Here is a 23,485-nt window from a genome sequence, read left to right on the forward strand (position 1 = left end):
GCTCCACCGCTTATGCCGCCAGACAGCGGTGATGTCCAGCATTTCCGAGATGTAGACCTCTATTTGAACTTCATCTTGAAGCCCGCATGGCTCTTGGCAAAACCCATCCGCTCGTAGAAGCGATGGGCATCCGTGCGAGCCGCGTTGGACGTCAGTTGCACGAGGCGGCAGTCGCGCCGCTTTGCCTCTTCGATCGCGTAACCGATCATCTGAGCGCCGATGCCCTGCCCGCGCATGTCGGGTCTCGTCTGTACGGCTTCGATGATCATCGACAGCGAGCCGCGGCCGGTCAGCGTTCGGTTGAACAGGATCTGGAACGTGCCGACAACGTCGCCGTCCCGCTCGGCAACGAAAAGCTGCTCGTTCTGGGAGGCATCGATCATGTTGAAGGCGCGCAGGTAATCGTCGTAGGCGTCTGCATCGGTCGTATCGCCGTGACCACCGACATCGTCGGCAGCAAACATTGCGATCAGTTGGGAGAGGTCCGATTCGCGAGCCCTGCGAATGATGTTTCCGTCCATGCTACCCTCCCCTGATCCACGCCGTCTATTGCGACAGAAGCCGCTTTTCCATGATGATCGCCGGCAGGCCGGAGTTCGGCGCGCCCCATTCCTCCATGCGGTCGACTTCGGCAAAGCCAAGCCGCTGGTAGAAGGAGGCGGCACGCACATTCGGCAGCGACACCTCGACCCGCATGATTTCCGCATCCGGGAAGCAGGTCTCGATTTCGGCAAACAGATCCCGACCGATGCCGTCATTCTGGCAGGCCGGCGCGACGTAGAGCTGATGCAGCATCACCGTCTTTGCCATCTTGGGGTAGACTGCGGCGTAAGCGATGCCGCCGATCTTGCTTCCATCGTCGGCGACGAGAAACTCGCCATCCTTCTTGATCAGCCTAGTGCGGATCGCGACCGGCGAATGCCAGTTGCGCACCATCTTCTCGACGGCGTCTGCACCGTAGAACGGGTCGTAGGACTGATGAAACGTCTCGGCGAGAAGGACGCGGATCTTTTCCACGTCCTCGTCGCCGGCTGTGCGAATGAAGTAGACCAACAGGTTAGTCCTCGATGCCCAGCTTGGCCTTGACCAGAGCCTGGACGGCCTGCGGGTTTGCCTTGCCGCCGGTCGACTTCATCACCTGTCCCACGAACCAGCCGGCAAGAGTTGGCTTGGCCAGCACCTTGGCGACCTGATCGGGATTGGCGGCGATAATGTCGTCCACGGCTTTTTCGATGGCGCCGGTGTCGGTGACCTGCTTCATGCCGCGGCTCTCGACGATCTGAGCCGGGTCACCGCCTTCGGAAAAGACGATCTCGAACAGGTCCTTGGCGATCTTGCCGGAGATGACTTCCGACTTGATCAGATCGATGATGCCGCCGAGCTGGGCGGGAGAAACCGGAGTCTCTTCAATGCCTTTGCCCGCTTTGTTCAAGGCGCCCAGCAAGTCGTTGATGACCCAGTTCGCCGCCATCTTGCCGTCGCGGCCTTCAGCCACGGCTTCGTAATAATCGGCAATCGCCTTTTCAGACACCAGAACCGAGGCGTCATAGATCGAAAGGCCAAGTTCAGCCACGAAGCGAGCCTTCTTGTCGTCAGGCAGTTCCGGCAGGTCCTTGGCAAGCTCTGCGACGAACGCATCGTCAAAGACGAGCGGCAGCAGGTCGGGATCCGGGAAATAGCGGTAGTCATGCGCGTCTTCCTTGGAGCGCATCGACCGGGTTTCGCCCTTGCCCGGATCAAACAGGCGGGTCTCCTGGTCGATCGAGCCGCCGTCCTCGAGGATGGCGATCTGGCGACGGGCTTCGTATTCGATCGACTGACCGATGAAGCGGATAGAATTGACGTTCTTGATTTCGCAGCGCGTGCCGAAACCTTCACCCGGACGACGCACGGAAACGTTGACGTCGGCGCGCATCGAGCCTTCGTCCATGTTGCCGTCGCAGGTGCCGAGATAGCGCACGATCGAGCGCAGCTTGGTCATGTAGGCCTTCGCCTCGTCGGACGAGCGCATGTCCGGCTTCGAGACGATTTCCATCAGAGCCACGCCGGACCGGTTGAGGTCGACATAGGACATGGTCGGATGCTGGTCATGCATCGACTTGCCGGCATCCTGTTCCAGATGCAGGCGTTCGATGCCGATCTCGATATCCTCGAACTGACCCTGACGGTCGGGGCCGAGCGAGATGACGATCTGGCCTTCGCCGACGATCGGATCCTTGAACTGCGAGATCTGGTAGCCCTGCGGAAGATCCGGATAGAAATAGTTTTTGCGGTCGAAGATCGAACGATTGTTGATCTGCGCCTTCAGACCAAGCCCGGTGCGGACAGCCTGGCGGACGCATTCCTCGTTGATCACGGGCAGCATGCCGGGCATCGCCGCATCGACCAGCGAGACGTTGGCATTGGCAGGTTTGCCGAACTCGGTCGAAGCGCCGGAGAACAGTTTTGAATTGGAGAGAACCTGGGCGTGCACCTCCATGCCGATGATCACTTCCCAATCGCCAGTGGCGCCGGGAATGAAGCGTTTCGGATCGGGCGTGCGGACGTCGACTAGGGTCATCTTATGCTCGTTCGGGCTTAGTTTCGAAGTGCTTTGTGGGTAGAGCAAATGTTGGCGAGGTGCAAGCGTAGGCCAAGGCTTGCCGGGTGAAACATCTGATACCGCCCAGGATGAATCTTAACCGGAGCGCGGTTAGCTGGGGTTCATGACCCTCAACCTTGCGCTGACACTTCTCGTTCTCTGCATCCTCTTCAACGCAGTCGTCTTTTCCATCTACTGGATCGACAAGCGGGCCGCCAGGAATGGACGCTGGCGGGTCAGCGAAACCACCCTCCTCCTGCTCGCATTTGCCGGCGGAAGTCTCGGTGCTGTGGCGGCCCAGCGCATGTTGCGTCACAAGACGCACAAGGAGCCGTTCAGGACCATCCTTGCCGCCATCGTCACGCTACATATCTGCGTGAGCATCGTGCTGATCCTTGCGGTGTCCGGAATGCTCGCATCGATCTGGACGCTGCTCGTCGGCGTTTAAAAATTCGGCCCGTAGGTGCCCGGATCGTCGGATACGAGTTGCTTGGACAGTCCCATGGACTGGATGTCGCGATCGATCTTCGGCTGATAGGCGCTCGAAAGCCAATGGACGCTGTATCCCTGCTTTTCGAAGAAACCGACTGCCCCGTCGTTCTGCGCATGGGTCTCGACCCGCGCCTTATCGAACCCGCGACGAACGATATCGGCCTCGATATCGGCGAGCAGCGCCTTTCCGAGCCCCTGCCCCTCAAACTGCGGGTCGATCCAGAAGTCGGTGATCAGGTCGTCGCGATTCTCGCAGGCAGCCCAACCGGCGACCGTGCCGTGGGCCTCGATCACCAAGATTGTCAGCCAGGACGAGGAAACGAAGTCGCGAAATGCGGCAAGCGCACTTTCGCGCATGCTGGACGGATCGCCAACGGCGCCCATCGCTTTTTCCCAGCTGAGCAAGCCGATCTGAACTAGCGCGGCTTCGTCGTCCTGGCGTGCGTTGCGGATGAGTGGCATGGCGCCCCCTGTTTCAGGAACAGTAGATCATCGGCCGGCGATTCGGGCTAGCATCGCATTGGGTGGGGCAGAGGCCGGACAGCCGCTACCACCATTTCGCAGGCGTGAACTTGCCTGCCGCCTGTTCGATCACATGCGCTGTGCGGAACAGGGTTTCCTCATCGAACGGCTTGCCGATCAGCTGCAGGCCAAGCGGCAGGCCCTTCTTGTCGAGACCGGCAGGTACGGCGATGCCGGGAAGGCCGGCCATGTTGACCGTGACGGTGAAGATGTCGTTCAGGTACATTGCGACCGGATCGGCAGCGAGTGCCTCATCGGCGATGCCGAAGGCCGATGACGGCGTTGCTGGTGTCAGGATGGCGTCGACACCGGCATGGAAGCAGAGTTCGAAATCGCGCTTGATCAGCGTCCGGACTTTTTGCGCCTGCAGGTAGTAGGCGTCGTAATAGCCGGCTGACAGGACGTAGGTGCCGATCATGATGCGGCGCTTGACCTCGGTGCCGAAGCCGGCCGCGCGGGTCTTTTCGTACATGTCGGAAATGTCCTTGCCATCGACGCGCAGGCCGTAGCGAACGCCGTCATAGCGGGCAAGGTTGGACGAGGCTTCGGCAGGCGCCACGATGTAATAGGCGGGCAGCGCGTATTTTGTGTGCGGCAGCGAGATATCGACGATCTCGGCACCGGCATCCTTTAGGTAGGCAATGCCCTTCTGCCACAAGGCTTCGATGTCTTCAGGCATGCCCTCGACGCGGTATTCCTTCGGAATGCCGATCTTCATGCCCTTGACCGACTGGCCGAGCGCTTTCTCGTAATCCGGAATTGGCAGGTCGACCGAGGTCGTGTCCTTGCGGTCGACGCTTGCCATCGACTTCAGCATGATGGCGGCATCGCGCACGTCACGCGCAATCGGGCCGGCCTGATCGAGCGAGGATGCAAACGCGACAGTACCCCAGCGCGAGCAGCGACCGTACGTGGGCTTGATGCCAACGGTGCCGGTAAAGGCAGCGGGCTGGCGGATCGAGCCGCCGGTATCGGTTGCAGTCGCGCCGGCGCAGAGATGCGCGGCAACGGCAGCGGCAGAACCACCGGAGGAGCCGCCCGGGACCAGCTGAGTGTTCGAACCTTCGGCTTTCCAGGGATTGACCACCGGTCCGTAATGCGAGGTCTCGTTGGAGGAGCCCATGGCGAACTCGTCCATGTTGAGCTTGCCGAGCATGACGGCGCCGTCATCCCACAGGTTCTGAGTGACGGTCGATTCGTATTCGGGCTTGAACCCGTCGAGTATATGGCTGCAGGCCTGGGTGTGGACGCCCTTGGTGGCAAACAGATCCTTGATGCCGAGCGGAATACCTTCGAGCGCCCCAACTTGACCCGAAGCGCGACGGGCATCGGAGGCCTTCGCCATCTCCAGCGCCATCTCGGGCGTAACGGTGATGTAGGCGTTAAGGACGGAATTTGCAGCGTCGATGGCGCCGAGATAGGCGTTCGTCAGATCGACGGAAGTGAATTCCTTCGATGCCAGTTTGTCGCGGGCTTCGGCAATGGTCAGGCTGGTCAGGTCGGTCATGATTTTTCGTGCTCTCGAAAGGCTAAGACGGGTCGGCGGCGCTCGGGCTAAAGCGGCTTATTCAACGACCTTCGGCACCATGAAGAAATTGCGGTCGGTTGCCGGCGCGTTGGCGACGATATCGTCTGCTTTGTTGCCGTCGGTGACGACGTCGGCGCGCAACCGCATTTCCATCGGCATCACCGACGTCATAGGCTCGACGCCTGTGACGTCGACTTCCGAGAGTTGTTCGACGAAATCGATGATCCCGTTCAATTCGCCAACCATGCGATTGGCCTCATCCTCCGTAACCGCAATACGGGCGAGGCGCGCGACGCGCTTGACGGTGGCGAGATCGACGGACATGGCAGGGCTCCGGTGGTAAAATTCACCTTCGCTATAATGGCCATGCCCGTCCTTCGCAACAGGCAGGGCGCCGGTTTCCTGGCGCGCCTTAACTGAAATGCCCGTTCAGCAGGTCAGCGTCACGCCGACGCCCGGCACCTCGACGGCGGTGCGGCTGCCTTCCATGCCCTTGACGAACTTATCGGGTGTCTGCTCGATGATCGGGAACGTGCCGTAGTGGCAGGGAATGGCGTGCTTGAAATCGAAGAAGCGCTGGCAGGCAACGGCTGCGACAGCACCGCCCATGGTGAAGCGGTCGCCGATCGGTACGATGCCGATATCCGGCTGGTGCAACTCGTTAATCAGTCCCATGTCGGTAAAGATATCCGTATCACCCATGTGCAGAACCGACATCTCGTCGTCGAAATGCAGCATCAGTCCGTTCGCGGAACCGAGCGAGTGGGACACGCCGAGCTCGTCGATCTGGCCAGACGAATGGAGCGCCTGGGTGAAGGTCGCGGTGAAGCCCTCGAAGCCGACTGTGCCGCCGGTATTGCCCATCTCGAGCTTCTCGACGCCTTTTCCACCCAGCCAGGATGCGAGATCGGCGTTGGCAAGAACGATGGCGCCCTTTTCCTTGGCGATCGCGACCGTATCACCGACATGGTCGCCATGACCGTGGGTAAGAAGGATATGCGTGACACCTTCGGTCACGTCTTTCAGATCCTGGCCGGCAAAGGTCGGGCTATGGGTCAGGAACGGGTCGATCAGGATCTTTGCCTTTGCCGTTTCGATGCGGAAGGCGGCATGGCCGAGCCAAGTAATTTTCATGGGGAAGTGTCCTTGAGGATGGCAAAAAGAGAGGTGATGACACCAAATCAAAATTCATAGATGGAACTTCGAAAGGGAGGTTTCGAAGCACCGAAAGCGGATGAGGCTCTGAACTCAGTTGTCTCACCTCACACCTCATCAAATAACGCGGCGCTTTCACATTTCAAAGGTCTAGGACGATGATTGCGCGAGCAGCGCCCGTACCGGAATTGACACACAGGCGGCGCCACGTTGCCACGGACTTGCCACTGGGTTAAGCGGTCGCATCCCGATATGATCGTCGCATGCTCGCTGCGATTGCGTCACATCCGAACCCCTGAGGAAACCGACATGGCCGACGACGATTATATCTATGACGAGGCTACCGGCGAATGGCTGTCTGCAGCCGATGCGGCTGCGAAGGCTTCCGCTGCATCCGAGGTGCGTGACTCAGCCGGCAATATTCTTGCCGATGGCGATGCGGTCACTCTCATCAAGGATCTCAAGGTGAAGGGTGCCGGTCAGACGCTGAAACAGGGCACCGTCATCCGCTCAATCCGTCTCACCGACAATCCGGAAGAGATCGATTGCCGGCACGATGCGATCAAGGGCCTCGTGCTGCGCACCGAATTCGTGCGCAAGAAAACCTAAGGTCAGCATATGGCAATCCTGACCATCGAAGAACTCGCTAGCACGCTTGAGCGAGGCAAGGCAATCGCAGGGCTCGATCTCGGTACCAAAACCATCGGGCTTGCGATGTCCGATCTCGGCCGGAGGTTTGCCACGCCCCGCACCGTCATCAAGCGCGTCAAGTTCACCAAGGATGCGGAGGTTCTGCTGGCGTTCGCGGAGAAGGAGAAGGTCTCAGCCTTTATTCTCGGGATGCCGATGAACATGGATGGTTCCGCCGGGCCGCGGGCCCAGGCAACCCGCGCCTTTGTGCGGGCGATGTCGGAGAAGACTGCCATTCCTTTCGTCTTCTGGGACGAAAGACTATCGACGGTCGCGGCTGAACGGGCACTTCTGGAGATGGATGTTTCGCGGGCCAAGCGCGCCGAACGCATCGATTCGGCGGCTGCGAGCTTTATTCTTCAGGGAGCCTTGGACAGGCTTTCGTCCCTTGCCAGAGAAACCGGCAACGACGTCCCCACCTGACGGCTACGCCACCAGGCTGCAATCTGCTTGCGCTTGCGGAAGGCGATGATGGCGAAAACGACAAGACTGTCGAATGCGATTGCGCGGGCAACCAGCGGCGGGATGGTTTCGGGTGGAATTCCGAGGACGTCGCCATAGACCTGAAAGACCAGATCATGGGTCTGACGGGTCAGCATGAAGAAGCCGAAGCTCATGTCGTAATAGGAAAGCCCGTACCAGCTGCCCAGCAAAAGCACGGGCCCTGCCCACAAGATCAAGAGCAACTTCATGCGGTTTCGCCTTCTGGTTCCGCTGGAGACAGGTCCAGCGTTACGACCCATCTCGACAGCGCCATCAGGCTGAGGACCAGAGCAGGAATGGCAATGTCGAGCGCCAGCACTGCAAAGATCGTCGTCATGACGATCAGCAATGCGATGCTCGTTGTGGAAGTTGCATTCTTGCCCATGGATGGCCGCGATTTGGTTAAGAAATCATTAACCAGAGATTTAGACCGCATGGCGAAAGCTGCAATTCAAAACGCCAAACATGGTTAATTTCCAGAGCGTCGCTGTGGAGAACGTCTGCTGCTCAGCCGTAGATGGCGCGAACCAGGCGGCGGACGGAAGACGCTACCTTTTCCCAGTCTTTCTCGGACTTTAACGGTATGCCGGCGAACTGGCCGCTGACGGCAGACGAGACGACCAGATGCTGGATGGCGGCAAACAGGATGGCATTCGTGGTCGCGACATCGACACCCTTCGGGGGTGTGAGCGAGCCGCGCATCTTGTCCAGCCACTTTGAGAGAGCCTTGGTGCGTGATTCGGTCAGACGCCGCACCTGTGGCGTATCCTGCGAGACTTCCCAGGCGACGATCTTGCAGACGAGCGGGTCCTCGCGCAGCGCATCCATGAAATAGATGGCGAGCTTTTCCATCAGGTCGCCGTAAGTCAGAAGAAACATGCCGCCGGTATCTTCGGGAATGCGATCCTTGACCCAGTTGCCGAGATCGGCGCCGATCGCGTCGATGAGGCCGTTCAGCCCGCCGTAATAGCGATAGATCAGCTGCTTGTCGCAGCCGGCGCGCCGTGCGACCGCATTGACGCCGAAGCCTTGAAACCCTTCCTCGGCCAGCAGCGTGCGGGCAGCAATGAAGATCGCCCGCTCCGTGCCGGCCCGGTTGCGCGGACGTATGGCCTGAGCTGATGCAGCACCGGTCTCGGTATTCGTCTCGGCTATCTGAAGCATCGCCCGCCTGTTTCGCAACTCTTTGTTAACTGTTGCGATACCCCGTCGTTTCCCATCATCGCAAGCGCCACACGGACGCCGTGCACAGGATAGAAGACCGAAACCGGGCGCATGCTGCGACACACAAGAGACAAGTGGATGCGCTGCAGTGGATGCCCTTGCCCCACAGGCAGTCTTCGTCTCTCCTTTCGGCGACTTCTTCTTACGCTGCTGGCGGGTAGAGAAGATCGACGATGTAGCGGGCGTCGAAGCGGGCATCGAGCATGCCATAGGTCGAGCGCCAACCGCCGGCGAGACGTGTTTCGAGGAAGGCATCGGCGATCTTGCCGGCACCGAGGCGCGCAAGCTCTGCGGCACCGGCGGCCAGCGCCAGCTGCTCGATCAGAAGCCTTGCAGCGCCCTCGTCGCGTTCGCACAGCGCCATCGCGGCACGCAGAACTTCCACGGTCTTCTTGCCCGATGCGCCGAGATCCCGCTCGAAACCGGCCAGAACCGTATCGAACAGATCGCGGCCTCGCGACAGCACGCGCAAAACGTCGAGCGCCATGACACTGCCCGAGCCTTCCCAGATCGCATTCACCGGCGCCTCGCGGTAATGCCGGGCAATCGGACGCTCCTCGACATAGCCATTGCCGCCCAGGCATTCCATTGCCTCGGCGATCAGCGATGGCGCGATCTTGCAGTTCCAGTATTTGATGACTGGCGTCATGACGCGGGCATAGGCCGCATCGCCGGGGTTGCCGCGGGCGCGATCGAACGCGTCGGCAAGCCGGAACGACAGCGCTGTCGCGGCCGCGACATCCAGCGCCATATCGGCGAGCACGCGCGTCATCAGCGGCTGATCGATCAGGTTCTTGCCGAACACGGCACGACCGCGGGTATGATGGACCGCTTCGGCCAGCGACGCGCGCATCATGCCGGCAGACGCGACAGCACAATCGAGACGGGTCAGCGTCACCATATCGAGAATGGTGCGGATGCCTCCACCGGACTCGCCGAGCAGATAGCCGAAGGCGTCGGTGAACTCGACTTCGGACGATGCATTGGAGCGGTTGCCGAGCTTGTCCTTCAGCCGCTGGAAGTTCAAGCCATTGGCCGAACCGTCCTCAAGAAGCCGCGGCACGAGGAAACAGCCGATTCCCTCATTTGTCTTTGCCAGCATGATAAAGCCGTCGCTCATCGGCGCCGACATGAACCACTTGTGGCCGGAAAGGCGGTAGATTCCCTCGCCCACACGCTCGGCGGTCGACCGGTTGGCGCGCACGTCGGTGCCGCCTTGCTTTTCGGTCATGCCCATGCCGACCGTGATGGCGGACTTCTGCATGGCCGGCCGATTGGTCGAATCGTATTTGCGCGACAGAACTTTCGGCGCCCATTCCTTGTGGACGCGTGGGGAAGCCATCATCGCCGCAATCGAAGCGCTCGTCATCGTCAGCGGGCACAGATGGCCGCATTCCAGCTGGGCGGACAGATAAAAGCGCGTGGCGCGAACCTTGTGTTCGTGGGCACGCTGCTCCGGAATGGTCTCCCAGATCGACGAATGCAGGCCGCTTTGCATCGAGCGGCGCATCAGGGCATGCCAGGCAGGATGGAACTCAACCGTGTCCTGCCGCTCGCCGCGCGGACCGTGGGTGCGCAGTTTGGGCGGATTTTCGTTCGCCATCCGCGCCAGTTCCTGGGCTTCCGGAGAGGTCACGTAATTGCCGAGCTGGTCGTATTCGTCGCGGATCGCGCGGTTCAGATCGCCGGTCAGGTCGACCACAAGGGGATCGGAGCGGTAGGCATTGATCCCCGACCAGGGCTTCGGCTGGTTCAGTTCACCAAATTTTTCTTCATCGCGCGACATGTCGTTCATGGGGCGGTTCTAGCGGAAGTTAAAGAGCGAGGGAACGGCAGCACAGAAGGAATTCGATGGTTCTTCACAAAAGCTGACGACCGGCGCATAGTCCATACTGGCACAGAGCGAAGACGAGAGTTGCAATCATGAGTTTGCGAAAATTCAGCATCACGCTACCGCAAGATCTGGCAGATGCAATCGTGAGCCGTGTCGAGACCGGCCAATACGCTTCGACGGATGAAGCAATGCAGGCCGCGGTCGATGCACTTATGCGGGAAGACGCCGAACAGGACGAGCGTCTCGAGGCAATACGCAACCGCGTCAAAAGATCGCTGGACGATCCGCGACCCAGTATCAGCGGTGCTGAGGCTCGTGCCCATCTCGACAGGCTTTACACCTCGCATAAGGGATGACGCCGATGAAGCGTCTCCCGGTGCAATACAGGCCGGACGCTCTCGACGACATCGACGCAATCTTTCTCTTCATTCTCGAGACAAGCCAGAGTTTTCAAACGGCTCGGCAATTCACCGACCGGCTTCTGGCGCGTTGCGACAGGATAGGCAACGCACCGGCGGGCGGCGCGCCAAGGCCAGACCTCGGTCCCGGCATTCGCATGGTCCCGTTTGAGCATCATGCCGTCATCCTCTATCGCGAGGCTGAGACAGCCATCGACATCGTCAATGTCTTCTATCGCGGCCGGGATTACCGGGCGATCATGACGAACAAGCCGTAGATAACCTCCCATCCCGCTTGCGGCCTTTCCCCCCAGACCTTATAGACCGCCGAACGCAAGCGGAGACGCCCCCTATGGTCTTCTTTCCCCACCGCCATCTCCTTGGCATCAAGGGTCTCACCCGGCAGGACATTACGACGCTTCTCGACAAGGCCGACGAGGCCGTGCAGATTTCCCGGCAGCGGGAAAAGAAGACGTCCACGCTTCGGGGCCTCACCCAGATCAATCTCTTCTTCGAAGCCTCGACGCGCACGCAGTCCTCGTTCGAGCTTGCCGGCAAACGGCTTGGCGCCGACGTGATGAACATGTCCGTCAGCAATTCGTCGGTGAAAAAGGGCGAAACGCTGATCGATACGGCGATGACGCTGAATGCCATGCACCCGGACGTGCTGGTTCTCAGGCATTCCTCGGCCGGTGCCGCGGCCCTGCTTGCCCAGAAGGTGACCTGCTCGGTGGTCAATGCCGGCGATGGCCAGCACGAACATCCGACACAGGCGCTGCTCGACGCTTTGACCATCCGCCGCGCCAAGGGCAAGCTGTCGGGCATCATCGTCGCCATCTGCGGCGATGTTTTACATTCGCGCGTCGCCCGCTCCAACATCATCCTCTTGAATGCCATGGGCGCCCGTGTCCGGGTCGTCGCGCCGTCGACGCTACTTCCGTCAGGCATCCGCGACATGAGCGTCGAGGTCTTTCACTCGATGGAAGAAGGTTTGCGGGATGCGGATGTGGTGATGATGCTGCGTCTGCAGCGCGAGCGCATGGCCGGCTCCTTTGTGCCGTCGGTGCGCGAATACTTCCACTTCTACGGTCTCGATGCGGAAAAGCTCAAAGTCGCCAAGGGTGATGCGCTGGTCATGCATCCGGGTCCGATGAACCGCGGCGTCGAAATTGCTTCCGATGTCGCCGACGGTCCGCAGAGCGTCATCGAGCAGCAGGTCGAAATGGGCGTCGCCGTCCGCATGGCGGTCATGGAAACACTCCTGACCTCCAATCAGGGAGAGCGCGCATGAGCCCGACCATGTCCAATGGCACCGTTCTCAGGAACCTGCGCATCATCGATCCCTCGCGCAATCTCGACGAAACCGGCACGATCATCATCGGAGCCGACGGTCGCATCCTTGCGGCCGGAAAGGATGCCCAGAACCAGGGTACACCCGACGGCGCCACGGTGCGCGATTGCCAGGGTCTTGTCGCAACGCCGGGTCTTGTCGATGCGCGCGTCTATGTCGGCGAGCCGGGTGCGGAACATCGCGAGACGATCTCATCGGCCAGCCGCGCCGCTGCTGCCGGTGGCGTCACCTCGTTTATCATGATGCCGGATACCGATCCTGTTCTCGACGATATTGCGCTCGTTGAATTCGTGCAGAAGACGGCGCGTGACAAGGCGATCGTCAATGTCCACACTGCCGCAGCGCTCACCAAAGGGCTTGCCGGCAAGGAGATGACCGAGTTCGGCCTGCTGCAGCAAGCCGGTGCCGTGGCCTTTACCAATGGCCGTCACGGCCTGTCCGATTCGCTGCTGCTGCGCCGCGCGATGACCTATGCGCGCGAGTTCGATGCGGTCATCTCGCTCGAACTGCGCGAAAAATATCTCGGCAACGGCGTCATGAACGAGGGCCTGTTCGCCTCCTGGCTCGGCCTGTCGGGCGTGCCGAAGGAAGCGGAAATCATTCCGCTGGAACGCGATCTGCGGATTGCCGGCCTCACCCGCGCCAAATACCACGCGGCAAAAATCTCGGTGGCGGAATCGGCCGAAGCCATGCGGACTGCCCGCGCACGCGGTGCCAATGTCACCTGCGGCGTGTCGATCAACCATCTGTCGCTCAATGAAAACGACATCGGCGAATACCGCAGCTTCTTCAAGCTGTCGCCGCCGCTTAGGTCCGAAGACGACCGGATCGCCATGGTCGAGGCGCTCGCCGACGGCAGCATCGATATCATCGTGTCCTCGCATGATCCGCAGGACGTCGACACCAAGCGTCTTCCCTTCGCCGATGCCGCCGATGGTGCGATCGGGCTTGAAACCATGCTGTCGGCTGCCCTTCGCCTGCATCATGACGGGCGCGTGCCGCTGATGCGGCTGGTCTCTGCAATGTCGACCCGCCCGGCCGAGATCTTCGGTCTTGATGCGGGCACGCTGAGACCGGGCGCAAAGGCCGATATCACGCTGATCGATCTCGACGAGCCTTGGATCGTCGCCAAGGATATGCTTCTGTCGCGCTCGAAAAACACGCCGTTCGAGGATGCGCGCTTTTCCGGCCGCGCCGTCGCGACCTATGTCGGCGGGAAATGCGTCTATAAACTGGGATAGAGATGGGGCGGGCCGACCCATCGCGCGCTTGCGCGAAAGGGTTGGAACGGGGGCAAACCCGACTAGGGGCTTTGGGGGAAACACATGATAACCGACCTTCTTACGTGGCAGATCTCGCTGCCGATCGCAGCCGGCGCGCTTGTTCTCGGCTATCTCCTGGGCTCGATCCCGTTCGGCCTGCTTCTCACCCGCGCCGCCGGTCTCGGCGACATCCGCTCGATCGGTTCCGGCAATATCGGGGCGACCAACGTTCTTCGCACCGGAAATAAGAAGCTCGCCGTCGGCACGCTTCTGCTCGACGCATTGAAGGCGACGGTCGCAGCTCTGATCGGTTGGTACGCCTTCGGTCCGGAAGCGGGGTTGCTTGCGGGATTTGCCGCCTTCATGGGTCACCTCTATCCGGTCTGGCTCGGCTTCAAGGGTGGCAAGGGTGTCGCGACCTATATCGGCACGCTGCTGGGGGTCGCACCGCTCATGGTTCTGGTGTTTGCCGCGGTCTGGCTTTCGGTTGCCAAGCTCAGCAAGTACTCATCGCTGTCCGCCATGGTTGCAACCCTTGTCATTCCGGTTGTGCTGTGGTTCATACAGGAACCAAAGATTGCTGCCGTCATGGCTCTCATGACGATCATCTCCTTTATCAAGCACAAGACCAATATCGAGCGGTTGATTGCCGGCACCGAAAGCAAGATCGGCCAAAAGGGCTAGTCCCTTAAAGGACGGATCATGCCGGATAGCAGCGCAAGACGGATAGGAATTGCGCTCACCGAACGGCAGAAGATCGCCTGGCTGCGGTTGATCCGCTCCGACAATGTCGGCCCGGCGACATTCCGGGATCTCATCAATCATTGCGGCTCGGCGGAAAATGCGCTGGCCATGTTGCCGGAACTGTCAGCGCGCGGCGGATCGACACGGGCAATCCGCATCGCCAGTGCCAGTGAGGCCGAACGCGAGCTGGAGATCGCACGCCGCTAGGGCGCACAGTTCATCGGCATCGGTGAACCCGACTACCCTCCCGCGTTGCGACAGATCGAGGCAGCGCCGCCGCTCGTTGCGGCAAAGGGCGATCTCTCCACCGCCACCCGCCCCTCGGTCGGCATTGTCGGCTCGCGCAACGCCTCAATCGCCGGGGCGAAGTTTGCGGCGGTGATTGCCAGGGATTGCGGCCGCGCCGGTTATGCGATCACTTCAGGACTTGCTCGCGGCATCGATGCGGCGGCGCACCGCGCCAGTCTCGATACCGGCACGATCGCGGTTCTGGCCGGCGGCATCGACCGTCCCTATCCGCCGGAAAACGTCGCCCTGCTCGATGAGATCACCGCCAGCAGGGGCCTTGCCGTTTCAGAGATGCCGTTTGGCTGGGAGCCCCGGGCGCGTGATTTCCCCCGTCGCAACCGGCTTATCGCTGGAATTTCGCTGGGCCTTGTTGTCGTTGAAGCAGCTGAGCGGTCAGGCTCGCTGATCACCGCAAGGCTTGCCGCCGATTTCGGACGGTTGGTGTTTGCCGTCCCCGGCTCGCCACTCGATCCGCGCTGCCACGGTACGAACGGACTTCTCAAGCAGGGCGCCATCGTCACGACCGGCGCTTCAGATGTGCTGGATGCGTTGGCGCCGCTGTCCGATCTCGAAAGATTTCAAAATACCGTCATCGAAGAGCCCGGCAGAGGCAGCACACTCCTGCCGCCCGATGACGACGACAGGACGCGCATCATTTCGGCGCTCAGTCCGACACCGGTCGAGATCGACGATATCATCCGCCATACGGGCGTTGCCGCGGCCAGTGTCTATCTTATTCTGCTGGAACTCGATCTTGCCGGTCGGCTGCACCGGCACCCGGGCGGCATGGTCTCACTTGCTATGGAAGACTGATCGCGGTCGTCGCCCGGCCTGCACGTCGCCAGCCTCGACATAGGCCATCTCGATGAGGTAGCACAGCATATCAGCCCCCTCGCTGAGCGCGACCTGCCGCAACTCTGCCAGCATCTGCCGGATGTAGGCGATGTTGCGCGAATTCTCGTCGCCCCGTCCGTCCTTGTCACCGTGAGAGACCATTTCACATCCTGTCAAATAGGGCGCGACACCGCCTAATATAACTATTCGTCACCTTATCAGCGCAGCTTAGAGATGTTTATTTAAGATTGCAACTAATTGCACATCACTCTCAGGTTGCAGTTCGTTGTATCCTACTAATTAACGATGACCTCTTGACCCCGGGACAAACGCCCGCCATGTCGGGAGACCAGATTTCCGCCTGGATCGTTACGAGACCGGGCAAAGCTCTATTGCAGAGAAACAAGATGAATGTAGTCATTGTAGAATCTCCAGCCAAAGCCAAGACCATCAACAAGTATCTTGGCTCGGGTTACAAGGTTCTCGCCTCTTTCGGCCACGTCCGCGACCTTCCTGCCAAGGACGGGTCGGTTTTGCCTGACCAGGACTTCGAGATGCTCTGGGAAGTCGACAGCGCATCCCAGAAGCGGATGAAGGATATTGCCGACGCCGTGAAGGGTTCGGACGCCGTTTATCTCGCGACCGACCCGGATCGCGAGGGTGAAGCGATTTCCTGGCATGTCCTCGACCTCTTGAAGAAGAAGAAGGTGATCGGCGATAAGCTGGTCAAGCGCGTCGTGTTCAACGCCATCACCAAGAAGGCGGTTCTCGATGCGATGGCCAACCCGCGCGATATCGACGTGCCGCTGGTGGACGCGTATCTCGCCCGCCGCGCTCTCGACTATCTCGTCGGCTTCAACCTGTCTCCGGTCCTGTGGCGCAAGCTGCCGGGCGCCCGTTCTGCCGGCCGTGTGCAGTCGGTTGCGCTGCGCCTCGTCTGCGACCGCGAAACCGAGATCGAGCGCTTCGTCTCGGAAGAGTACTGGAATATCTCCGCGCTTCTGAAGACACCGCGTGGCGACGAGTTCCTGGCCAAGCTGGTGCAGGCCGACGGCAAGCGTCTGCAGGGCAAATCGATCACCAACGGCGAGGACGCCGGACGCTTGAAGACCCTGCTCGACGGCGCTGCCTATAGCGTCGAGACGGTCGAAGCAAAGCCGGTCAAGCGCAATCCCGGCCCGCCGTTCACCACCTCAAGCCTCCAGCAGGCCGCGTCGTCCAACATCGGCTTCGGCGCCTCGCGCACGATGCAGGTCGCGCAGAAGCTGTATGAAGGTATCGATATCGGTGGCGAGACTGTCGGTCTCATTACCTATATGCGTACCGATGGCGTGCAGATGGCACCCGAAGCGATCGACCAGGCGCGCCGTGCCATCGTCGACCAGTTCGGCGAACGTTACATGCCCGAAAAGCCGCGCTTCTACTCCACCAAGGCGAAGAACGCGCAGGAAGCCCACGAAGCGATCCGTCCGACCGACTTCAACCGCACGCCGGACAAGGTTCGCCAGTATCTCGATGCCGATCAGGCGCGTCTTTACGAGCTGATCTGGAAGCGCGGCATTGCCAGCCAGATGGCATCTGCTGAAATGGAACGCACCACCGTCGAGATCTCGGCGACAAACGGTGCCGAGAAGGCTGGCCTTAGGGCCGTCGGTTCGGTCGTGCGTTTCGACGGCTTCCTCGGCGCCTATGTGGACCGCCGCGAAGAGGATGACAAAAGCGAGGACGACGACGAAGACGGTCGTCTGCCCGAGATCAACGCTCGCGAAAAGCTCGACAAGAACAAGGTCAACTCGAGCCAGCATTTCACCGAGCCGCCGCCGCGCTATTCGGAAGCATCGCTGATCAAGAAGATGGAAGAACTCGGCATCGGCCGTCCTTCCACCTATGCCGCGACGCTGAAGACGCTGTCGGATCGCGAATATGTGATCATGGACAAGCGCAAGCTGATCCCGCATTCCAAGGGACGGCTGGTGACGGCGTTCCTCGAGAACTTCTTCACGAAATACGTCGAATACGATTTCACGGCCGATCTCGAAGAGAAGCTCGACAGGATCTCTGCTGGCGAACTGGACTGGAAGCAGGTTCTGCGGGAGTTCTGGCAGGACTTCTTCGGCCAGATCGAAGACACCAAGGAACTGCGCGTCACCAACGTGCTGGACGCTTTGAACGAAGCGCTTGCACCGCTGGTCTTCCCGAAGCGGGAAGACGGTTCGGATCCACGCATCTGCCAGGTCTGCGGCACCGGCAACCTGTCGCTGAAGCTCGGCAAGTACGGCGCATTCGTCGGCTGCTCGAACTATCCGGAGTGCAACTTCACCCGTCAGTTGTCGTCCGAAGGCGGCGCGGATGCGGAAGCTTCCGGCCTCAACGAGCCGAAGGAACTAGGGACCGATCCGATGACCGGCGAGCAGCTGACGCTGCGGTCGGGTCGTTTCGGACCTTATATCCAGCGCGGCGACGGCAAGGAAGCCAAGCGTTCCTCGCTGCCCAAGGGCTGGCTGCCTGACGATATCGACCATGAAAAGGCGCTGGCACTGATCAACCTGCCGCGCGACGTGGGCAAGCATCCGGAATCGGGCAAGATGATTTCGGCAGGTCTTGGCCGTTACGGGCCGTTCCTGCTGCATGACGGTGGCTATGCGAACCTGGAAACGATCGAGGACGTGTTCTCGATCGGTCTCAACCGCGCCGTCACCGTGATTGCCGAGAAAAAGGAAAAAGGCCCCGGCGGACGCGGTCGTGGCACACCGGCAGCGCTCAAGGACCTCGGCGCGCATCCGGACGGCGGCGCGATCACCGTGCGCGACGGCAAATACGGGCCTTACGTCAACTGGGCCAAGGTCAATGCCACGCTGCCGAAGGGCATGGACCCGCAGTCTGTGACGATGGAACAGGCGATGGCCCTGATCATCGAAAAGGGCGGCAAGGCATCGTCGGGCAAGACCAAGGCGAAAGCGCCGGCCAAGAAGGCCACGGCAAAAAAGGCTGCTGCCAAGACAGAGGCGGACGCAACGACCGAGACCGCCACAAAGAAGTCGCCTGCCAAGGCTAAGACCGCAGCCAAGAAGGCACCGGCCAAAAAGACAACCGCATCGAAGGCGAAGAAGACGGACACGTGAGAGAACCGAACGAGCGATCCAATCGCCAGCAGAAACGCGCCGCGAAGGCTGACCGTGGCGACAGCCAGTCGGCGAGCAGACCGGTAATTGTCCAGGGTGCGGTTCCTCCGCGCGATGTGCTGCTCCAGTTCATCGCTGACAATCCGGACAAGGGCTCCAAACGCGAGATCGCCAAGGCTTTCGGGCTGAAAGGCGATACGCGGATCGAGCTCAAGGATCTGCTGCATTCGCTCGAGGAAGACGGTCTTCTCACCAAGAACCGCAAGTCGCTCTCGCGTCCGGGTGCCCTGCCCCCGGTCACCGTTCTCGACATCACCACCCGCGACAAGGATGGCGAACTGATCGGCCGGCCGACCGAGTGGCCGGAGGATCTGGGTGCTGCCCCGGCCGTGCTCATCCGCCAGTCGCATGACAGCCGCGGAAAAGGCAAGGCGGCAGCCGCGGGTCTCAACGATCGCATCCTTGCAAAGATCTTCCCGAACAAGGAACGGTCAGGCCCCGCCTATACGGCCCGCGTCATCAAGGTCATCGACAAGCGCCGCGGCGCCGCCCTCGGCGTCGTCCAGAGACTGGCTGACGGCGAAATGCGTCTTCTGCCGACCGAGAGGCGCGGCGAGGAAATGGTGATCGAACCCGAGGACATCGGAGACGCCAAGGACGGCGACCTGGTCGAGTCGGAAGTCGTTCGCAACGGCCGGTTCGGCCTGCCCCGCGCCCGCGTCCTCAACATTGTCGGTTCCGTCGGTTCCGAGAAGGCGATCTCGATGATCGCCATCTATTCGCACGGCATTCCGCACATCTTCCCGAACGAGGTGATGGAAGAAGCGCAAGCTGCAAAGCCGGCCAGCATGTCGAAGCGCGAAGACTGGCGCGACGTGCCGCTCCTGACAATCGATCCCGCCGACGCCAAGGATCACGACGACGCTGTTTATGCCGAGCCAGACACCTCGCCCGACAATCCGGGCGGCGTCATCGTCACCGTCGCGATCGCCGATGTCTCCTGGTATGTCCGCACCGGCAAGCCGCTCGACCGCGAAGCGCAGAAGCGCGGCAATTCCGTCTACTTCCCCGACCGCGTCGTACCGATGCTACCGGAACGCATTTCCAACGATCTCTGCTCGCTGCGCGAGGGCGAAGACCGGCCGGCGCTTGCTGTGCGCATGGTCTTTTCCAAGGAAGGCCGCAAGGCCGGCCATACGTTCCACCGCATCATGATGAAAAGCGCGGCCAAGCTCTCCTACCAGCAGGCTCAGGCCGCCATCAACGGCGAGACCGACGACAAGACCGGTCCGTTGCTGGAGCCTGTCCTGAAGCCGCTGTGGGACGCCTACCGGATCATGACGATCGGCCGCGACCGTCGACAGCCGCTCGAACTCGATATGCCCGAGCGCAAGATCATGCTGAAGCCGGATGGCACGGTGGATCGTGTGATCGTGCCAGAGAGGCTCGACGCGCATCGGCTCATCGAAGAGATGATGATCCAGGCAAACGTCTGCGCCGCCGAAACGCTCGAGAAGAAGAAGCAGTCGCTGATCTACCGTATCCATGATGGCCCCTCGCTTGCAAAGCAGGAGACGCTGCGCGAGTTCCTGAACACGCTCGGCATTTCGATGGCTCGCGGCGGCCAGATGCGCTCCAACTCGTTCAACGGCATCCTGTCGCAGGCACAGGGCACGCCGCACCAGATCATGGTCAACGAGATGGTGCTGCGCTCGCAGAGCCAGGCGGTCTACAGCCCTGACAATATAGGCCATTTCGGCCTCAACCTGATGAAATACGCGCATTTCACCTCGCCGATCCGGCGCTATGCGGATTTGATCGTGCATCGCGCGCTGGTTGGGTCGCTCGGCCTCGGCGAAGGTGGAATCACGCCGGGCGAAGAAGCCCAGCTCGAAGACATCGCGGCAGAGATCTCCACCTTCGAGCGCCGCGCCATGGCGGCCGAACGCGACACGGTAAACCGTCTTGTGGCGCACCACCTTTCGACGAAGATCGGCGAGGAGTTCCAGGGCCGCGTGTCCGGCGTGACCAAGGCAGGCCTGTTCGTGGCCCTGCCGACCTATGGCGCCGATGGTTTCGTGCCGGTGTCAACGATCGGCGACGATTACTATATCTATGACGAGGCGCATCAGGCGCTAACAGGCGAACGTTCCGGTCTCGGCTACCAGATCGGCGATACCGTCGATGTGAAGCTGAAGGCGGCAGTTCCGCTTGCCGGTGCGCTTCAGTTTGAAATGCTGAGCGAAGGCAAGAAGCTGCCGGGCGGCGCCCGCTCGTTCCACAAGTCTGCGCGACGAGACAAATCTGGCGGACGGCCCAAAAAGCCAGGTACGCGCCCCTTCCGTGGCGGCAGGAGATAGCAATGCAGTCAGATGGCGAACAGACGGTCCGCTTCGGCGGGTCGGACCCGGTCGATCGACCTCTTGGCCGCTCCATCAAACGGGGCCTCGCCTGTCGCTGTCCTGCCTGTGGAGAGGGCCGGCTTTTCCGTGCCTTCCTGAAGCCAGTCGATCATTGTTCCGTCTGCGGTGAAGATATCTCCCACCATCGTGCAGACGACCTTCCGGCCTATCTCGTCATCGTCGTGGTTGGTCACGTGCTGATGACCGGCTACATGCTGACCGATATGATCCTGCGTGTCTCTCCTTGGGTCCACCTCGCCATCTGGGCACCGCTTGCGGTGCTTGCCGCCATCGCGACGATCCAGCCCATCAAGGGCGGTGTCATCGGCCTGCAATGGGCAAACCGCATGCATGGGTTCGGCGGCGGCGAGGACGGGACCGATTCGACCAGCGGTCCGAGCAACAGACCGAACTGATCATGGACCACCGTTCGTTACCACCTTCCCGTCCTATTTCATGCGTACGGACGTCCAGTCCGAAGCCGACTTGTAAGGAAGTCTGAATGCCTCAGCCGACGACCGACGAAAACGGCCATGTCGCGGAGATCCACTGGCCATCCCTGATCGCAGCCACCGCCGCCGTCAGCGCCGTGGGAATAGCCATGGGGCTCGGCCTGCCGCTGCTGAGCATCATCCTTGAAAAACGCGGCATCTCATCGACGCTGATCGGGTTGAACGCTGCCATGGCAGGCGTTGCAGCCATGGTTACCGCCCCGATCACGACGAAATGTGCACATGACTTTGGTGTGGCGCGCAGCATGATGATCGCCGTGGTGATCGCCGCCTTCAGCGCCATCTGTTTCTACTATGCTGACCAATTCTGGATGTGGTTTCCGCTGCGCTTTACCTTCCATGGCGCGACCACGGCCCTGTTCATCCTGTCCGAATTCTGGATCAATGAAGCCGCGCCACCCAGACGACGCGGATTGGTCCTCGGCATATACGCAACGGTGCTGGCGGTCGGGTTTGCGATCGGGCCGATGCTGTTTTCGCTTCTCGGCAGCGATGGCGTGCTCCCGTTCATCGTCGGCGCACTCATTATCATGACGGCCATCATACCGATCTTTCTCGCCCGTCACGAAAGTCCGAAGCTAGACAGCAAGCCCGAGCGGCACTTCTTCCACTATATATTCCTCGTTCCCAGTGCGACGGCAGCCGTCTTCGCCTTTGGTGCCGTCTCGGTCGGCGGACTGTCGCTGTTTCCGATCTATGCGTTGCGCGAACAGATGACCGAATCGCATGCGGCCATCCTCTTGACGGTGATGGGACTGGGCAACATGGCCTTCCAGATCCCGCTGGGGATGATTTCGGACCGCATGCGTGACCGCAGGCCGCTTCTGACCGGCCTCGCCGTGCTGGGCGTTCTCGGCTCGCTGACGATCCCCTTCCTGATCGGCAACTGGATGATGACCGCGGTTCTCCTATTCATGTGGGGCGGCTGTATCTCTGGCCTCTATACCGTTGGCCTCGCGCATTTGGGAGCTCGCCTTCGAGGTGCCGATCTGGTCGCTGCCAATGCCGCCTTCATCTTCTGCTATGCCGTCGGCACGGTTGCAGGACCACAGGGCATCGGCGCTGCCATGGATGTCGCGGGCAATGACGGCTTTGCCTGGGCGCTGGCCGGTTTCTTTGGCTTTTACGTGGTTGTTTCGGGGGCTCGATGGTTTTTACCAACGAAACAAGGTTGACATTCTGACCGCGATTTGTAATTTCGCCCCAGATTTCGCCGTCGACCGTCTGCGTCCGCGGCTCCACTTTTCTTAAAGGCGCTAAGACCATGGCAAAAGCTACGACCATCAAGATCAAGCTGCTGTCGACGGCTGATACCGGTTTCTTCTACGTAACCACGAAGAACAGCCGTACGATGACAGACAAGATGACCAAGACGAAGTACGATCCGGTTGCCCGGAAGCACGTCGAATTCAAGGAAACCAAGATCAAGTAAGATCTGGTCACTTAAAGGCATGAAAGAAGGCGCAGGCTGATCAGCCGGGCGCCTTTTTCTTTGCCTGCTGTTTTCAAGCGTGAGTACCAAAACGCAAAAAGCGCCACCGTCATTTCTGACAGCGGCGCTTTGATTGGGGGTCGACCGGCTTGCAATCGCGGCACGAGGAGCCGTTGAAATTGCTTGCCAGTCGACCGACCCCACGACCCAGGAGATGCGGCGGACCTGAGCATCATGGGGTATCTCGACGTAAGCTGAAGGAACCCTTCGCCCCGTTGAAACCAAAATTGCGCAAAATCAATGGAAAATCAACACATACTTAGATCAGTACGAAACTGTTTGGATATGATGGTTAAAATCCACACGCGTCTTTGTAGAAAGAGGCTATTCCAGCTCTTCAATTGTTAGGTTTATTCTGAGCCAAAGCATTTTTAGCTTTACCCACCCTACGGTGTTCGATGCGAGCTCGAAGATTAGCCCGGCTTCGAGACGGAAGTAAAAGGCGATTATAAATCGTCAGCGAGAAGCAGGACTTTCTCGCTTCTGTGTAGATGCTACCGTATCGTTCGGCAATGCTCAAACAAAGCACCGGTCTTCCATTCCCGTATGCGTTTTATTTGGCTCGAAGCCG

Annotated in this window: 26 protein-coding genes and 1 pseudogene; 15 read left to right on the forward strand and 12 right to left on the reverse strand. The window is 60.5% G+C overall.

The window, feature by feature from the left end; translation table 11 throughout:
• Positions 1–59 precede the first annotated feature (59 nt).
• Genes ACQY1J_RS14245 through gatB form a run of 3 tightly spaced genes read right to left on the reverse strand, consistent with a single transcriptional unit; the run spans position 60 to position 2,560 of the window.
• Positions 60–521, reverse strand: coding sequence for an N-acetyltransferase family protein (locus tag ACQY1J_RS14245; RefSeq protein WP_430250152.1), 462 nt, complete (start codon positions 519–521; stop codon positions 60–62).
• Positions 522–546: 25 nt separating this feature from the next.
• Positions 547–1,053 (reverse strand): N-acetyltransferase family protein, encoded by a 507-nt coding sequence (locus ACQY1J_RS14250; protein WP_430250154.1) that lies wholly within the window; start codon positions 1,051–1,053, stop codon positions 547–549.
• A 4-nt stretch (positions 1,054–1,057) separates the two neighbouring features.
• The gene (gene gatB / locus ACQY1J_RS14255; RefSeq protein WP_113111013.1) at positions 1,058–2,560 is read right to left on the reverse strand and encodes an Asp-tRNA(Asn)/Glu-tRNA(Gln) amidotransferase subunit GatB; all 1,503 of its coding nucleotides are present in this window, start codon (positions 2,558–2,560) and stop codon (positions 1,058–1,060) included.
• Positions 2,561–2,705: 145 nt separating this feature from the next.
• On the opposite strand from gatB, the gene ACQY1J_RS14260 reads away from it, so the two are divergent.
• The gene (locus tag ACQY1J_RS14260; protein ID WP_430250156.1) at positions 2,706–3,029 is read left to right on the forward strand and encodes a DUF1294 domain-containing protein; all 324 of its coding nucleotides are present in this window, start codon (positions 2,706–2,708) and stop codon (positions 3,027–3,029) included.
• On the opposite strand, the gene ACQY1J_RS14265 is transcribed toward ACQY1J_RS14260, so the two are convergent.
• The 4 genes from ACQY1J_RS14265 to ACQY1J_RS14280 form a co-directional block, all read right to left on the reverse strand.
• Complete coding sequence (locus ACQY1J_RS14265) at positions 3,026–3,535, reverse strand: GNAT family N-acetyltransferase (RefSeq protein WP_092662019.1); 510 nt, start codon at positions 3,533–3,535, stop codon at positions 3,026–3,028. The two genes, ACQY1J_RS14260 and ACQY1J_RS14265, sit on opposite strands and share 4 nt — an antisense overlap.
• An 85-nt stretch (positions 3,536–3,620) precedes the next feature.
• Positions 3,621–5,102 (reverse strand): Asp-tRNA(Asn)/Glu-tRNA(Gln) amidotransferase subunit GatA, encoded by a 1,482-nt coding sequence (gene gatA, locus ACQY1J_RS14270; protein ID WP_062453196.1) that lies wholly within the window; start codon positions 5,100–5,102, stop codon positions 3,621–3,623.
• A 57-nt stretch (positions 5,103–5,159) separates the two neighbouring features.
• A complete protein-coding gene (gene gatC, locus ACQY1J_RS14275; protein ID WP_062453197.1) occupies positions 5,160–5,447 on the reverse strand; it encodes an Asp-tRNA(Asn)/Glu-tRNA(Gln) amidotransferase subunit GatC in 288 nt (95 codons plus the stop codon).
• A gap of 105 nt (positions 5,448–5,552) precedes the next feature.
• Entirely contained in the window at positions 5,553–6,257 is a 705-nt protein-coding gene (locus tag ACQY1J_RS14280) for a metal-dependent hydrolase (protein WP_092662017.1), read from the reverse strand.
• A gap of 330 nt (positions 6,258–6,587) precedes the next feature.
• Here ACQY1J_RS14280 and ACQY1J_RS14285 point away from each other — a divergent pair, with 330 nt between their 5' ends.
• Positions 6,588–6,887, forward strand: a complete 300-nt coding sequence (locus tag ACQY1J_RS14285) for an alkylphosphonate utilization protein (protein WP_062453199.1) — start codon at positions 6,588–6,590, stop codon at positions 6,885–6,887.
• 9 nt (positions 6,888–6,896) lie between these two features.
• Entirely contained in the window at positions 6,897–7,391 is a 495-nt protein-coding gene (ruvX, locus tag ACQY1J_RS14290) for a Holliday junction resolvase RuvX (protein WP_325261007.1), read from the forward strand.
• Here ruvX and ACQY1J_RS14295 read toward each other — a convergent pair.
• Both ACQY1J_RS14295 and ACQY1J_RS14300 read right to left on the reverse strand, forming a co-directional pair.
• On the reverse strand, positions 7,328–7,660 hold the full coding sequence (locus tag ACQY1J_RS14295) for a DUF6105 family protein (RefSeq protein ID WP_062453201.1): 333 nt from the start codon (positions 7,658–7,660) through the stop codon (positions 7,328–7,330). The two genes, ruvX and ACQY1J_RS14295, sit on opposite strands and share 64 nt — an antisense overlap.
• Positions 7,657–7,836, reverse strand: coding sequence for a hypothetical protein (locus tag ACQY1J_RS14300; protein WP_062453202.1), 180 nt, complete (start codon positions 7,834–7,836; stop codon positions 7,657–7,659). Before ACQY1J_RS14300 ends, ACQY1J_RS14295 begins: the two co-directional genes overlap by 4 nt.
• Between ACQY1J_RS14300 and ACQY1J_RS14305 the strand changes: the two genes are divergently transcribed.
• Positions 7,787–7,924 (forward strand): hypothetical protein, encoded by a 138-nt coding sequence (locus ACQY1J_RS14305; RefSeq protein ID WP_430252031.1) that lies wholly within the window; start codon positions 7,787–7,789, stop codon positions 7,922–7,924. The genes ACQY1J_RS14300 and ACQY1J_RS14305 overlap by 50 nt on opposite strands.
• A 34-nt stretch (positions 7,925–7,958) precedes the next feature.
• Here the strand turns inward: ACQY1J_RS14305 and ACQY1J_RS14310 are convergent, their stop codons facing one another.
• Positions 7,959–8,615 carry a TetR/AcrR family transcriptional regulator gene (locus tag ACQY1J_RS14310; RefSeq protein WP_092662014.1) on the reverse strand — a complete coding sequence of 219 codons (657 nt, stop codon included), beginning with the start codon at positions 8,613–8,615 and terminating at the stop codon, positions 7,959–7,961.
• Between the two features lie 202 nt (positions 8,616–8,817).
• Positions 8,818–10,470 carry an acyl-CoA dehydrogenase family protein gene (locus tag ACQY1J_RS14315; RefSeq protein ID WP_092662012.1) on the reverse strand — a complete coding sequence of 551 codons (1,653 nt, stop codon included), beginning with the start codon at positions 10,468–10,470 and terminating at the stop codon, positions 8,818–8,820.
• Between the two features lie 128 nt (positions 10,471–10,598).
• Here ACQY1J_RS14315 and ACQY1J_RS14320 point away from each other — a divergent pair, with 128 nt between their 5' ends.
• From ACQY1J_RS14320 to dprA, 6 genes and pseudogenes are all read left to right on the forward strand, one after another.
• Positions 10,599–10,865 (forward strand): ribbon-helix-helix domain-containing protein, encoded by a 267-nt coding sequence (locus tag ACQY1J_RS14320; protein ID WP_184654936.1) that lies wholly within the window; start codon positions 10,599–10,601, stop codon positions 10,863–10,865.
• Positions 10,866–10,870: 5 nt separating this feature from the next.
• On the forward strand, positions 10,871–11,185 hold the full coding sequence (locus ACQY1J_RS14325; RefSeq protein ID WP_430250158.1) for a type II toxin-antitoxin system RelE/ParE family toxin: 315 nt from the start codon (positions 10,871–10,873) through the stop codon (positions 11,183–11,185).
• Between the two features lie 74 nt (positions 11,186–11,259).
• Entirely contained in the window at positions 11,260–12,198 is a 939-nt protein-coding gene (locus ACQY1J_RS14330; protein ID WP_062453206.1) for an aspartate carbamoyltransferase catalytic subunit, read from the forward strand.
• Positions 12,199–12,206: 8 nt separating this feature from the next.
• Complete coding sequence (locus tag ACQY1J_RS14335; RefSeq protein WP_430251946.1) at positions 12,207–13,499, forward strand: dihydroorotase; 1,293 nt, start codon at positions 12,207–12,209, stop codon at positions 13,497–13,499.
• A gap of 84 nt (positions 13,500–13,583) precedes the next feature.
• Positions 13,584–14,204 carry a glycerol-3-phosphate 1-O-acyltransferase PlsY gene (gene plsY, locus ACQY1J_RS14340; RefSeq protein WP_430250159.1) on the forward strand — a complete coding sequence of 207 codons (621 nt, stop codon included), beginning with the start codon at positions 13,584–13,586 and terminating at the stop codon, positions 14,202–14,204.
• Positions 14,205–14,222: 18 nt separating this feature from the next.
• Positions 14,223–15,365 (forward strand): annotated as a pseudogene (gene dprA, locus ACQY1J_RS14345) (DNA-processing protein DprA).
• Here the strand turns inward: dprA and ACQY1J_RS14350 are convergent.
• The gene (locus tag ACQY1J_RS14350) at positions 15,345–15,548 is read right to left on the reverse strand and encodes a hypothetical protein (protein ID WP_062453210.1); all 204 of its coding nucleotides are present in this window, start codon (positions 15,546–15,548) and stop codon (positions 15,345–15,347) included. The pseudogene dprA and the gene ACQY1J_RS14350 overlap by 21 nt on opposite strands.
• 245 nt (positions 15,549–15,793) lie before the next feature.
• Here ACQY1J_RS14350 and topA point away from each other — a divergent pair, with 245 nt between their 5' ends.
• The 5 genes from topA (at position 15,794) to rpmG (ending at position 22,854) form a co-directional block, all read left to right on the forward strand.
• Positions 15,794–18,508, forward strand: coding sequence for a type I DNA topoisomerase (gene topA, locus ACQY1J_RS14355; RefSeq protein ID WP_430250161.1), 2,715 nt, complete (start codon positions 15,794–15,796; stop codon positions 18,506–18,508).
• Entirely contained in the window at positions 18,505–20,868 is a 2,364-nt protein-coding gene (gene rnr / locus ACQY1J_RS14360; protein ID WP_430250163.1) for a ribonuclease R, read from the forward strand. Before topA ends, rnr begins: the two co-directional genes overlap by 4 nt.
• Before the next feature lie 2 nt (positions 20,869–20,870).
• Positions 20,871–21,326: a DUF983 domain-containing protein gene (locus tag ACQY1J_RS14365; protein ID WP_062453212.1), complete on the forward strand. Its 456-nt coding sequence runs from the start codon at positions 20,871–20,873 to the stop codon at positions 21,324–21,326.
• 86 nt (positions 21,327–21,412) lie between these two features.
• A complete protein-coding gene (locus ACQY1J_RS14370) occupies positions 21,413–22,597 on the forward strand; it encodes an MFS transporter (protein WP_430250165.1) in 1,185 nt (394 codons plus the stop codon).
• A gap of 89 nt (positions 22,598–22,686) precedes the next feature.
• Complete coding sequence (rpmG, locus tag ACQY1J_RS14375; protein WP_007626161.1) at positions 22,687–22,854, forward strand: 50S ribosomal protein L33; 168 nt, start codon at positions 22,687–22,689, stop codon at positions 22,852–22,854.
• Positions 22,855–23,485 lie beyond the last annotated feature (631 nt).

Origin of the sequence: Neorhizobium sp. DAR64860/K0K1 (assembly GCF_050500205.1) — a bacterium.
GTDB classification, from domain to species: domain Bacteria; phylum Pseudomonadota; class Alphaproteobacteria; order Rhizobiales; family Rhizobiaceae; genus Neorhizobium; species Neorhizobium soli.

Excerpts from the sequence above, each read along its gene's own strand:
- ACQY1J_RS14245 (WP_430250152.1), bottom strand. The coding sequence starts at position 521 with ATGGACGGAAACATCATTCGCAGGGCTCGCGAATCGGACCTCTCCCAA.
- gatB (WP_113111013.1), bottom strand. The coding sequence starts at position 2,560 with ATGACCCTAGTCGACGTCCGCACGCCCGATCCGAAACGCTTCATTCCC.
- ACQY1J_RS14260 (WP_430250156.1), top strand. The coding sequence starts at position 2,706 with ATGACCCTCAACCTTGCGCTGACACTTCTCGTTCTCTGCATCCTCTTC.
- ACQY1J_RS14265 (WP_092662019.1), bottom strand. The coding sequence starts at position 3,535 with ATGCCACTCATCCGCAACGCACGCCAGGACGACGAAGCCGCGCTAGTT.
- gatA (WP_062453196.1), bottom strand. The coding sequence starts at position 5,102 with ATGACCGACCTGACCAGCCTGACCATTGCCGAAGCCCGCGACAAACTG.
- gatC (WP_062453197.1), bottom strand. The coding sequence starts at position 5,447 with ATGTCCGTCGATCTCGCCACCGTCAAGCGCGTCGCGCGCCTCGCCCGT.
- ACQY1J_RS14280 (WP_092662017.1), bottom strand. The coding sequence starts at position 6,257 with ATGAAAATTACTTGGCTCGGCCATGCCGCCTTCCGCATCGAAACGGCA.
- ACQY1J_RS14285 (WP_062453199.1), top strand. The coding sequence starts at position 6,588 with ATGGCCGACGACGATTATATCTATGACGAGGCTACCGGCGAATGGCTG.
- ruvX (WP_325261007.1), top strand. The coding sequence starts at position 6,897 with ATGGCAATCCTGACCATCGAAGAACTCGCTAGCACGCTTGAGCGAGGC.
- ACQY1J_RS14295 (WP_062453201.1), bottom strand. The coding sequence starts at position 7,660 with ATGAAGTTGCTCTTGATCTTGTGGGCAGGGCCCGTGCTTTTGCTGGGC.
- ACQY1J_RS14305 (WP_430252031.1), top strand. The coding sequence starts at position 7,787 with ATGACGATCAGCAATGCGATGCTCGTTGTGGAAGTTGCATTCTTGCCC.
- ACQY1J_RS14300 (WP_062453202.1), bottom strand. The coding sequence starts at position 7,836 with ATGGGCAAGAATGCAACTTCCACAACGAGCATCGCATTGCTGATCGTC.
- ACQY1J_RS14310 (WP_092662014.1), bottom strand. The coding sequence starts at position 8,615 with ATGCTTCAGATAGCCGAGACGAATACCGAGACCGGTGCTGCATCAGCT.
- ACQY1J_RS14315 (WP_092662012.1), bottom strand. The coding sequence starts at position 10,470 with ATGAACGACATGTCGCGCGATGAAGAAAAATTTGGTGAACTGAACCAG.
- ACQY1J_RS14320 (WP_184654936.1), top strand. The coding sequence starts at position 10,599 with ATGAGTTTGCGAAAATTCAGCATCACGCTACCGCAAGATCTGGCAGAT.
- ACQY1J_RS14325 (WP_430250158.1), top strand. The coding sequence starts at position 10,871 with ATGAAGCGTCTCCCGGTGCAATACAGGCCGGACGCTCTCGACGACATC.
- ACQY1J_RS14330 (WP_062453206.1), top strand. The coding sequence starts at position 11,260 with ATGGTCTTCTTTCCCCACCGCCATCTCCTTGGCATCAAGGGTCTCACC.
- ACQY1J_RS14335 (WP_430251946.1), top strand. The coding sequence starts at position 12,207 with ATGTCCAATGGCACCGTTCTCAGGAACCTGCGCATCATCGATCCCTCG.
- plsY (WP_430250159.1), top strand. The coding sequence starts at position 13,584 with ATGATAACCGACCTTCTTACGTGGCAGATCTCGCTGCCGATCGCAGCC.
- ACQY1J_RS14350 (WP_062453210.1), bottom strand. The coding sequence starts at position 15,548 with ATGGTCTCTCACGGTGACAAGGACGGACGGGGCGACGAGAATTCGCGC.
- topA (WP_430250161.1), top strand. The coding sequence starts at position 15,794 with ATGAATGTAGTCATTGTAGAATCTCCAGCCAAAGCCAAGACCATCAAC.
- ACQY1J_RS14365 (WP_062453212.1), top strand. The coding sequence starts at position 20,871 with ATGCAGTCAGATGGCGAACAGACGGTCCGCTTCGGCGGGTCGGACCCG.
- ACQY1J_RS14370 (WP_430250165.1), top strand. The coding sequence starts at position 21,413 with ATGCCTCAGCCGACGACCGACGAAAACGGCCATGTCGCGGAGATCCAC.
- rpmG (WP_007626161.1), top strand. The coding sequence starts at position 22,687 with ATGGCAAAAGCTACGACCATCAAGATCAAGCTGCTGTCGACGGCTGAT.